We start from the raw sequence: 1,686 nt of genomic DNA on the forward strand, positions 1-1,686 counted from the left end.
CAGCAAGTTATAGACAATAAACTTTCATCTATGCCGCTGCCTGTAACACAGTATCAACTACTGCTTGATTACAATCGTACACAAGGAGATTATGAAGGGGATTTACTGCAAAGATTAATAGACCAGCAATGCCAGAAGACTCCCGATGCTATTGCAGTCAAATTAGGACAGGATACATTGACCTATGGCGAGTTGGCGAGAAAATCCAATCAGGTCGCTCGTTATTTAGCAGAACAAAACTATGCGCTCAATTCTTATATTGGAGTTTGGGCAGAGAGACGAATTGAGACCATTGTAAATATGGTAGCTATTTTAAAAGCCGGCCATGCTTATATTCCTGTTAATCCGGAACATCCTGAGGAAAGAATAAAATATATCGTGGAACATAGTGATATCAAGCTCATGATTCATCCGGATTTATATGAAACAGAGAACCTTTCCACCTATAACGATGGCGCCTTAGAACTGTTAGAAGGCTGCCAGCAGGATAGAGCCTATGCTATCTATACGTCAGGAAGCACTGGACATCCTAAGGGTGTTGTGATCACCCATGAAGCAGTAGTGAATACATTATTAGATATTAATGAGAAATTCCAAGTAAATAGCGAAGATAAAATCATTGCCCTATCATCGATGAGCTTTGATTTATCCGTCTATGATATTTTTGGAGCACTCATTAGCGGAGCTCAGTTAGTATTAATTCCAGATCTTTTAGATATGGCCAGTATTCATCAGATCATGATCGAAGAAGAAATCACGATATGGAATTCGGTTCCGGCAATTATGGATATGTATCTAGAAAGCACAAAGCAAGACACGGTGCATAGCACTTCAGCAGAGCGCTTACGTATGGTGATGCTAAGTGGAGACTGGATTTCTCTTGGTTTGCCAGCGAAAATCAAAACAAGAATGCCAAAAGCACAAGTCATCGGGTTAGGTGGAGCAACGGAAGGCTCTATATGGTCCATATATTTCCCAATCACAGAAGTGAAGCCAGAGTGGAAAAGTATCCCTTACGGCTATCCGCTGAAAAATCAACAAATTTACGTACTGGATGAATGTGGGGAAGAATGCCCAGTAGGCGTACCAGGAGAACTGCATATTGGTGGAAAAGGAGTCGCCGTAGGTTATCTCAATGAAGAAGAGAAGACGAAGGCCGCCTTTATCAACCATAGATTAGGTTATCTGTACAAAACAGGTGATTATGGTGTCATGCGTCCGGAAGGATATGTAGACTTCCTGGGAAGAAAAGATAGTCAAGTTAAGATACGTGGACATCGTGTCGAACTAGGAGAAATAGAACACTGTATCAATCATTTGCCACATATTCACCAGTCCGTCGTCGCTGATTACAGTGATTCACATGGAGAGAAGCAATTGTGTGGGTATATTGTTGCAGATGAGACCGTAGAATTGGCAGAAATAAAAAGAGAGTTAGCCAAACATCTGCCTGATTATATGATCCCGGCACAATTCATACAGGTAGATGAGATTCCACTATCTGCAAATGGTAAAGTAGATCGTAAATTATTGCCGAACCCGGAACAGTTTATTGAAGAAACTAAGATGATAAGGGGTTATGAGGCACCAAAGACCCAGACGGAAAAATTGGTAGTAGAGGCATTTGAACATGTACTTGGTATGGAAAGAGTAAGTGTAAATGACAATTTCTTTGATTTGGGTGGA

General features: G+C 40.9%; 1 protein-coding gene. It reads left to right on the plus strand.

What is annotated here, in order from left to right; genetic code table 11:
• On the plus strand, nt 1–1,686 hold a 1,686-nt coding region (locus V7183_RS18515), incomplete at both ends, for an amino acid adenylation domain-containing protein (protein WP_148706597.1).

It is taken from the genome of Bacillus sp. JJ1127 (assembly GCF_036965845.1).
Classification (GTDB): domain Bacteria; phylum Bacillota; class Bacilli; order Bacillales; family Bacillaceae_G; genus Bacillus_A.